10 protein-coding genes are annotated in these 8,419 nt (G+C 61.7%); 8 read left to right on the top strand and 2 right to left on the bottom strand.

The window, feature by feature from the left end:
* The first annotated feature begins 601 nt into the window (after window positions 1-601).
* The 4 genes from BP858_RS02335 (at window position 602) to BP858_RS02320 (ending at window position 2,953) form a co-directional block, all read left to right on the top strand.
* Window positions 602-1,048 (top strand): fasciclin domain-containing protein, encoded by a 447-nt coding sequence (locus BP858_RS02335; RefSeq protein WP_074175154.1) that lies wholly within the window; start codon window positions 602-604, stop codon window positions 1,046-1,048.
* A gap of 501 nt (window positions 1,049-1,549) precedes the next feature.
* Window positions 1,550-1,984: a fasciclin domain-containing protein gene (locus BP858_RS02330; RefSeq protein ID WP_074175155.1), complete on the top strand. Its 435-nt coding sequence runs from the start codon at window positions 1,550-1,552 to the stop codon at window positions 1,982-1,984.
* Window positions 1,985-2,045: 61 nt separating this feature from the next.
* The gene (locus tag BP858_RS02325; RefSeq protein WP_074175156.1) at window positions 2,046-2,471 is read left to right on the top strand and encodes a fasciclin domain-containing protein; all 426 of its coding nucleotides are present in this window, start codon (window positions 2,046-2,048) and stop codon (window positions 2,469-2,471) included.
* A gap of 56 nt (window positions 2,472-2,527) precedes the next feature.
* A complete protein-coding gene (locus BP858_RS02320; RefSeq protein ID WP_074175157.1) occupies window positions 2,528-2,953 on the top strand; it encodes a fasciclin domain-containing protein in 426 nt (141 codons plus the stop codon).
* On the opposite strand, the gene uvsE is transcribed toward BP858_RS02320, so the two are convergent.
* Window positions 2,930-3,853 carry a UV DNA damage repair endonuclease UvsE gene (uvsE, locus tag BP858_RS02315; RefSeq protein WP_074175158.1) on the bottom strand — a complete coding sequence of 308 codons (924 nt, stop codon included), beginning with the start codon at window positions 3,851-3,853 and terminating at the stop codon, window positions 2,930-2,932. The genes BP858_RS02320 and uvsE overlap by 24 nt on opposite strands.
* A gap of 76 nt (window positions 3,854-3,929) precedes the next feature.
* Window positions 3,930-4,823 (bottom strand): endonuclease III, encoded by an 894-nt coding sequence (locus BP858_RS02310; protein ID WP_082864894.1) that lies wholly within the window; start codon window positions 4,821-4,823, stop codon window positions 3,930-3,932.
* Window positions 4,824-4,994: 171 nt separating this feature from the next.
* On the opposite strand from BP858_RS02310, the gene BP858_RS02305 reads away from it, so the two are divergent.
* From BP858_RS02305 to BP858_RS02290, 4 genes are all read left to right on the top strand, one after another.
* Entirely contained in the window at window positions 4,995-5,894 is a 900-nt protein-coding gene (locus BP858_RS02305) for a hypothetical protein (protein ID WP_286878732.1), read from the top strand.
* Window positions 5,895-5,970: 76 nt separating this feature from the next.
* On the top strand, window positions 5,971-7,422 hold the full coding sequence (locus BP858_RS02300) for a thioredoxin-like domain-containing protein (RefSeq protein ID WP_286878731.1): 1,452 nt from the start codon (window positions 5,971-5,973) through the stop codon (window positions 7,420-7,422).
* Window positions 7,423-7,520: 98 nt separating this feature from the next.
* Complete coding sequence (locus BP858_RS02295; protein WP_286878730.1) at window positions 7,521-8,123, top strand: fasciclin domain-containing protein; 603 nt, start codon at window positions 7,521-7,523, stop codon at window positions 8,121-8,123.
* A gap of 171 nt (window positions 8,124-8,294) precedes the next feature.
* Window positions 8,295-8,419, top strand: a 125-nt coding sequence (locus BP858_RS02290; protein WP_286878734.1) for a helix-turn-helix domain-containing protein, incomplete at its 3' end; no start/stop codon positions are given.

The following is an 8,419-nucleotide window of genomic DNA, read 5'->3' as shown; positions in this document are numbered from 1 at the left end:
CCATGTCGGTTCTGGTGAACGCGGAGTATCCCCCGGCTCACCCAGGCAGTGGACCGTGGTGGGCATCGCCCCCTCCCCGCACAAGATGATTATACTCCGTACCCCCACCTCGCCCGGCTCGCGGCGCGCTCTTCCCCCGCCCCCTGAGGGGGCGGGGGCAGTGCCCGGGCTTATCCCAGGGGCAAACCCTGCCCGGGCACGATGAACTTCTGGTGCGAACCAGTCGGGCTCTCGCCGATTGCCCCCCGACAAGGATCCAGATCGTTTTCCGAGGAGGTGGACGATTGCCCGCAGACCGGTCAATAATACCCGAAAACGACTTCCATCTACAGAATTGGACGGTATCCTCACGAGTCTCCATACCGAACGTTAGCGCGTATGGGGGCTCGCCCCCTCCCGGTCCCTCCCCCGCGAGGCGATACCCGGTGGCAAGCCGTGTCAGTGATGTGACGCTGGCTCTTGCTCACTTCTTTGCGAACATGCGCCAGAATGCCTTGAACCATGTGGATGTCCAGTCACAGGGTATTTTTGGGATGTGCTCATTATACCAATCAATATACAATAACATGCCACGAGGGGCTCTCACAGGGAGGTACCTGGTATGGCGAAGATCTTTGATGCATTAAAGACCGACGGCAGGTTTGGCCGACTCATCGATATCATTCAGACCCTTGGCGAGGAGAAGACGTTGCAGGCCGAAGGGCCGATGACGTTCTTTGCTCCGGTCGACTCGGCGTGGGATGCGATCCCCGAACCAAACCGGGCGATGATCTTGAACGACAAGCAGATGCTCTCGCACCTCATCGACTTCTTCACGATCGACAGGCACCGCTGCACGCTCGATGCGCTGCTCGCGCGAAACGTCGTGCAGACCGTCGAGGGGAACCTCATCGCGGTCAGGCAGACCGAGCGGGGCACACAGGTGGATGAGGCCGTCGTGATCGAGGGGAACATGGAGGCGGACAACGGCATCATCCACGTCCTGGACTGTGTCCCCTTCGCGACGCTCTCACAGGCCTTTGAGGCCTACACGGCGGCCGGTGAGTAGCCGGCCCGGGAACCCTTTCTTCAGCGTTCCACTGAATCGGGGGTGAGCAAACCCGGCACTGCTGGACCAAGTCACCTTAATTTGGGGGTGCGTGGGAGTGATCGCCGGTCTCTCGCGGGAGGCATTATCCCCTCCCGGTACTGAAACCTCACGCGAAGGCGCGAAGGACGCGAAGGGTTCCGGTTAGGAGGAGCGACACGGACTTCGCGTCTTCGCGTCTTCGCGTCTTCGCGCGAGAGACTGTAGCACCTCTCTACCGAAACCTCGCGCGGAAAGCCACGCGGGGGAGCGCGAAGGAGGAGCAGCAATCACGCGGGCGTCAGGGCAACGCGGCCTTCCGCGTGAGGCGGTATTGCATGGACACTATGAGATGAAATGCTCAACCATCATTCGGTCAATACCGCTCCGCCCCCGGGAGCCACACATCAGTTCAGACCCCATAACCGCAATTTTATATATCATGCGAAATGATCTCGCCGGTGCTCATCTGGAGGATAACCTATGAAGAATATATTTGAGACAGCCCGGGAGGACGACCGGTTGAGCACCTCTGTCAGGATGGCAGATGCAGGAGGCGTGACAGAGTTCCTCCAGAAAAGAGGGCCTTATACGGTCTTTATCCCGACGGATGAAGCGTATACGAGGATCCCGGAGGAGAAGCTTGAGGCTATCGTGAGCGACCGGGAGAGACTTGCGGGCATGGTCATGTACCATGTGGTCCAGGGCAAACTCACCACACACGAACTGGCGCAGATGGAGGCGATCAAGACTCTGCAGGGGGACCACCTTGATATTGCAGCGTCACCTGAAGGGATGCAGTTGAACGATGCGGTCATCATCCAGCCGGACGTTGAGTGCACAAACGGCATGTATCACGTCATCGACCGCGTGCTCATACCCCGGGCGGTCGAGGCACGGGTGGAGAGGTCGTTCTGATCCCGGGGGGCCGGGACGCCGTATCGGGTTTTCTCCCGGTTACGGGGAGACGGGTTCAATCATGAAGAGTATCTTTGCAACACTGCGGGAATCGGGATCGTTCACCACGTTCCTGGACCTTATACGGGCAGCAGGCATGGAAGAGCGGTTGAGGACCGAAGGGCCCTACACGCTCTTCGTCCCGGACGACGACGCTTTCCAGGCAGTACCGCGGTCGGAACTTGACTCGATCCTTGATGACATCGACCGGCTCACTGATATCCTGAATTACCATATTGTCCCGGGGGTGCACTCCGCAATAGACCTGCTTGGGATACGGGCCCTGCGGTCGCTCCAGGGGGAAGACCTGACCGTGGATATTGCGCCGGAGGGGGTGCTGGTCAACAACGTGCCGGTAATAGAGACCGATGCCTGGTGCACCAACGGGATCTGCCACGCGATCTATATGCTGCTCCTGCCCCCCGGAGTCAGGGCGGCTGCTGTGTAGGGTCCAGGAGAACACATAAATAATCCGGCGCATGAGTGGTGCGCGGGGAGAGAGGTATGAAGAACATCATTGAAACCCTCAAGGACTCAGGGAGTTTCACCGCGTTTCTTGACCTGATCCGGATAGCAGGCATGGAGCCGATGCTCCGCGAGCGAGGGCCGTTCACAGTCTTTGTTCCGACAGATGAGGCTTTTTCCCGGGTACCAAAGGAGCGGATGGACGAGATCCGGGGGGACCCGGATAAGGCTGTTCTCATCATGAGTTACCACGTCGTGCCGGGGAGCCTGACTTCTGAGGAACTCAGGAGCATGACGACCATCAGGTCGAACCTCGGGACCGATCTCGTCATCCGGTCATCCGATAAGGGCATCACCGTCAACGGTGTTGCAATCGTCGAGGCCGATGCCTTCTGCATCAACGGGGTCTGCCACGCCATCAGTGCAGCGCTTGTTCCTCCGTCAATCGACGTCGTTATGCCCTGACCGGGCGGGCCGGGACCATCGCCCATCCCGGCGGGCGATCCCGACGGCCCGGAGAGCGCTCTTCTCTTTATCCTTGATCTCGAGCATGATATCCATATCCGCCGGTGCGGTTTCAGCGAGGAACTCTTCAAAGAGCGCAGGATCCAGGCTCTCTGCATGCCGTCCCTTCCGCCCGCCGGGCATCTGGGTGCTGTAATCGGTCATCAGGATGCCGTCTTCCGGCCGCCAGGTCGCGGTGCAGAGGTCAACCGCCTCCGCCACCGCTTCCCCTGAAGGATTAACCTGGTGGTGGAACACATCGAAGAGCACCGGGATGCCGGTCTCCTCGTGGATGCGGAGACAGTCGGCCAGGGTGTAGCGCGAGTCGTCGTTCTCGATGACCAGCCGGCGGACGATATCCTCATCGAGACGGGAGTATTCGCTTGCGAACCGCTTCATACTCGCCTCCCGATCTCCGTATACGCCGCCGACGTGAACCTGGATCTTTGCGGTCCAATCGAGGTGCATGGCATCGAGGACCGCGGCATGATAGCGGAGTTCCGCGATGCTCCGCTCGACGATACCCGGGTCTTTCGCGTTGATGATGACGAACTGGTCCGGGTGCATGGAGATCCGCATCCCGTGCTCCCTGATGAACCTGCCGATCTCCTGGAATGTCTCAGCGAAGGTCTCCTGCCAGGGGACGGTGCAGACCGGGTGCGATGCGAACGGGACGAGGTCTGAGGTGATCCGGAAGAAGAGTATGGAACCCTTGAGGTTCTCGCGGAGGATCGCGTGGAGGCAACGGAGGTTCTCCCGGACGGTCTCCTCCAGCCGCTCGTCGGAGTAGGAGGCGAGCCTGAACGTGCGGCCCGAGGTGCAGCCGATGCTCCGGTTGATGCACGGGTAGCCGATCTTCATCACTTGTTAGAGTGGCTGCGGTCGGGCATCAACCTGCCTGATCTACCCGCTTCACCGTGTGCGGGGCCTGTCCTCTTCACCGGCAGGAATATGTCCCCTCGCTCTCCGCGATGAACCCCTCCTTCTCCAGGTCCCCGAGGATCCGCTTCACCCGTCCGGCATCTTCGGGAACCCGGGCCGCCACCTCTTCTTCGGTAACGGCCCCTTCTTCGAGGACCAGCGCGAGGATCTTCCCCCGGACCTGCCGATCGGACCCCTCGAACCGGCTCTGCCTGGTATAGGAAGCGCTCCGCCGGTTCGGGTTTGCCGTCCGCTTCTTCAACACCGTGCCGTAATCCATCAACGCGCTGTACCACTCCCGCGGGTTCTCCTGGTAGAGCGTCTGCTCGACGAGCGGGAGTATCTCGTCGTCCCGGACGCCTTTTTGGTCCTGGAAGAAGAAGTGGATGAAGGTCCGCCTGATGTTCGTCTCGATATAGACGACCGCCATGTTGAACGCGTAGGCGCAGATGGCCGCCGCGGTCGCCTGCCCTATGCCGGGGAGGGTTGCGAGTGTCTCGACGTCGGCCGGGAGGTTGCCGCTGTATTCATCTACCACCAGCCGGGCGGTCTTCTGAAGCGAGATTGCCCGGCGGTTGTAACCCATGCCCTGCCAGGCGAGCAGCACCTCGCTCTGTGGTGCACGGGCAAGGCTCTCGAAGTCAGGGAACCGCTCAAGAAACTCGGAGTACCGCACGGCGACCCGCTCGACCTGGGTCTGCTGGAGCATGATCTCGGAGACGAGGATGTGGTAGGGGTCGGTGGTCCGCCGCCAGGGGAGGTCGCGGCCGTAGGCCCGGTAGTGGGAGAGGATAAGGTCCTGGAAGAGGCTGGCGGCCTTTGGGGTGTTCCCCTGCTCCCGGATCTCTTCGAGGAGCTGACGTTCACGCTCGTTCTGGTGGGGATCGAGAGTGCCAATCACACCGATCATTCGGTCTGACGGGTGAAATAGGTTGGGCCGGGCCCCGGCCACCGGAGGGGTTCACATGCCCGCAACCCCGCTATAGCCGGCAATGGTACGCCCATATCCGGGCGGAAAAGGGGGAAGTCAGCCCGTCCCCAACATTTTTGTGCCATCCCACCATGGCGTAGCCTGATTGCCATGCCCGGTGCAGACTACATCTACCCAAACGTCACCGAAGTCGCCCGGAGGGGCGGGCTCCTTGAACGCTGGGGCCTCGCCGAACCGCTTGGGTGCACGTATATCGAGATCCCTGCCGACTTCATCAAGAACAGGACCGAGGTGGAGCGGACTGGACAGGATATCGGCTCCATGCTTACCCGGTCATCTATCGAGCAGCTCTACCGGCAGGATGCAGGCCTGCCCTCCTCTCTTGGGTATCTCCTGCATACCGAGCCGGGCATACCCCGGAGAGACCATCACGGCCGGCAGGTGAAGGCGGAGTTGCGGTGGCGGGACCCTGAGTGGGTGATTGCTCTTGGGGATATGCTCCTTGAGGTCGGTGATTTTCTTGGTGTCCCCCCGGATATCATCGAGATCCATCCCGGCGACCGGAAGAACACCCATGCCGATATCGCCACGGGAATGAATACCCTGATCACAGCCCACCAGAACGCCTTTGGGGTGGAACCGCTGGTGCTGCTTGAGAACCACAAAGATCAGAGTATATCTACTGGGAGCCAGATGCGGGCGTTCTGGGCGACGCTCACGGGGCTCGAGCCCGGGATCGCCGACCTGGTCGGGATAGCACTCGACCCCTGGCACCTCCACGCCGCCACGAGGGAGGATTTTGCGCGATCGCTCCGGCAGATCCCGCCTGAAGCCCTGAAGGCCTTCCACATCCACAATGACCTCAGGCCGCCGTCGGTGACCGACGATGTGCCCTGGTCGGAGGTCTTTTCAGTGATCAGGGGCCTCCCCGGGAGACCATACATCAAGCCCGCGGTCTACCAGAAGAGCAGGGTTGCTGAGGCAGTCGCCTTCTGTGAGAAGATGCTCGCCGCACCGCAGGTGAGATATGCAGCAGGACCGCAGGCGTGAGGGGCCGGTGGTACCGGAGGATACCCCGTCCGGTTCGGGCCAACATTCATAACCCGGAGATACCAGAGGGTGCCGCATGAACCTGACGGCTGCCCCCGATTTCCCTGCCGGCCTCGAGTGGCTCAACACCGATCACCCGCTCTCCATCAGTGAACTGGCAGGCAGGATCGTGCTGCTCTGCTTTGGGACGTTTGCTTGTTCGAACTGCATGCGGATGGTGCCTGAGCTCCGACGCCTCGAGGGGGATCACCCGGAACTGGTGGTCATCGATGTCCATGCACCGGGGTTCGAGTCCCCCGAAGTCACCGGGAGTCTCCAGGAGACGATTCGCTGTGCCGGGATCGATTACCCGGTCGCCATCGACCGCGACTACCTGCTCTGGCAGGCCTTCGGGATCCGGAACTGGCCGACGTTCGTCCTCATCGACCCGGAAGGGAACGTTCTTGGGAAGACGGCCGGGGAAGGGCTCTACGGGCGGCTCAACCCGAGGATCGACCGGATCGCAAGGGATTTCGAGCAGCGCGGCATACTCGTGAAGAAACGGCTGCAGTTCGCGCCCGCTCCTGCGACGGCCCTGTACCAGCCCGGCAAGATCACGGCGGACCATGCGGGGATGCGCCTGTTCATAAGTGATTCCGGTCACCACCGGATCATCGTCGCCAGCCGGGACGGAGAGATCCTCGGGATCATCGGCACCGGGCCCCCGGGGAATGCCGACGGATCCCCCTCAGGGGCTGCATTCTACCTGCCGGAGGGCCTTGCATTTGATGAAGAGGCCGGGGTCCTTTATGTTGCAGATGCCGGGAACCATACCATACGGCAGGTCTCCTGGCCAGACCTGAGGGTTGAGACAGTTGCCGGGACCGGGCTTGAGGCGCCGTCACCCGGCGAAGGTGGACCAGGAACAGGTGTGGCGTTGAACGCACCGCGGGATCTCGCGCTGATGGGTGACTACCTCTACATCGCTATGGCCGGGGCAAACCAGGTCTGGCGGATGGACCTCGCTACCCATACTCTGGAGCCCTACGCCGGCTCCGGCCTGGAGGGGCTGATGGATGGCCCCCTCCATGAGGCCGCCTTTGCCAGCCCCTCCGGGATCGTCACCGACGGGGAGGCGCTCTACATTGCCGACAGTGGGGCTTCAGCGATCCGTCGCATACAGCGGGGGATGGTCGAGACCCTCATCGGCCACTCCCTGGAAGACTTCGGCGACCTCGACACCATCGCAAGGATGGCGCGTATCCACCACCCGATGGGTATAGCCAGCTATCAGGGGTTGCTCTACATCGCCGATACCTACAACCACAAGATCAAGGAGCTTGACCCGGACACCGGCTGGGTCCTTACCCGGGTCGGGAGCGGGGATCGCGGTTACCAGAACGGGGTATCAGGGGACGCAAGACTGAGCGAACCGGGCGGTCTGGTCAACCTCGGGGGGCTCTGGTACATCGCCGATACCGGCAACCATGCTGTCAGGGTCTATGACCCGGTCAGCCACGTGGTCTCGACCCTGACACTTCGGAGGTAGGAGAGGGGGCCGGAACCGGGGTCTCGGGGACCAAGGGTATATATAGGCCCGGGGAGGAAATCGGGAGCGGAGGTGCACTCCCTCCTGGGGGGGAAATTATGCGGACGACCTGTACACTACTCATGGTTGCCCTGGTTCTCGGGGCAGCGGTTCTTGTTTGTGGCTGCACCAGCCTCCGGGAGGATAACGTTCAGAACCAGACGCCTGCCGGGACGCCGGGCGAGAATCTGACAATCGACGAGGTTTTAGCCAGGGACGGAAACTTCTCAACGTTCGTCCGGGCGCTTGACGCCTCCAGGCTTGAGGGGCTGCTCACCGGGTCTGGGCCCTACACGGTCTTTGCGCCCACCGACGAGGCTTTCAGCCGGCTTCCACCGGAGACGCTGGACGAGCTCTTCGAGGATCCGAAGGGTAACCTGGCCGAGGCCCTGCTCTACCACGTGGCTCCCGGTGAATACCCAGCATCCACAGGTGGCACCATCGCGACCGTCCAGGGCAGCCCAATCGATCTCGACGCCACCGGTGAGAGCATGACGGTGAACGGTGCGAAGGTGGTCCGGGCCGATATCCCGGCGGCGAACGGCGTTATCCACGCCATTGATGCGGTCCTGCTCCCGCCTGACATCACCCTGCCGGTGATCAATGCGACAGCCACTGATACGCCGACAGAGACCGGCAACACGACGAACATCACCGGCTGAGGGGGGCGGACCCCGGCCGGCGCACCAAGCGTATACTTTATCTCTGCGGGGCTCGCGGAGCGGAGCGGGAAGGCCCCCTCCGCACGGGGGAGGTGGAAGCGGCCCCCTTCTTCACTTTCACCCCACACGGCTATTCTTTATGCCGGAGGAGGAATAATATGACGCTATCGTATGTTGCGGAGGTACCGGTACCGGCTGTATCCGACAGAGGATCAGAAGACTCTGATCGCCCAGCACCTTGGGTGCTGCCGGTTTGTGTACAACTGGGCGCTTGCCCGCAAGAATCAGGCGTATCA

Origin of the sequence: Methanoculleus sp. UBA413 (assembly GCF_002502935.1) — an archaeon.
In the GTDB taxonomy this organism is placed as follows: domain Archaea; phylum Halobacteriota; class Methanomicrobia; order Methanomicrobiales; family Methanoculleaceae; genus Methanoculleus; species Methanoculleus bourgensis.
This window is presented reverse-complemented; position numbering and strand designations above follow the sequence as displayed.

Bases quoted from the DNA above. Each gene is read 5' to 3' on its own strand.
- BP858_RS02305 (WP_286878732.1), top strand. From the start codon at position 4,995: ATGCCCGGTGCAGACTACATCTACCCAAACGTCACCGAAGTCGCCCGG.
- BP858_RS02320 (WP_074175157.1), top strand. From the start codon at position 2,528: ATGAAGAACATCATTGAAACCCTCAAGGACTCAGGGAGTTTCACCGCG.
- BP858_RS02330 (WP_074175155.1), top strand. From the start codon at position 1,550: ATGAAGAATATATTTGAGACAGCCCGGGAGGACGACCGGTTGAGCACC.
- BP858_RS02310 (WP_082864894.1), bottom strand. From the start codon at position 4,823: ATGATCGGTGTGATTGGCACTCTCGATCCCCACCAGAACGAGCGTGAA.
- BP858_RS02300 (WP_286878731.1), top strand. From the start codon at position 5,971: ATGAACCTGACGGCTGCCCCCGATTTCCCTGCCGGCCTCGAGTGGCTC.
- BP858_RS02335 (WP_074175154.1), top strand. From the start codon at position 602: ATGGCGAAGATCTTTGATGCATTAAAGACCGACGGCAGGTTTGGCCGA.
- uvsE (WP_074175158.1), bottom strand. From the start codon at position 3,853: ATGAAGATCGGCTACCCGTGCATCAACCGGAGCATCGGCTGCACCTCG.
- BP858_RS02325 (WP_074175156.1), top strand. From the start codon at position 2,046: ATGAAGAGTATCTTTGCAACACTGCGGGAATCGGGATCGTTCACCACG.
- BP858_RS02295 (WP_286878730.1), top strand. From the start codon at position 7,521: ATGCGGACGACCTGTACACTACTCATGGTTGCCCTGGTTCTCGGGGCA.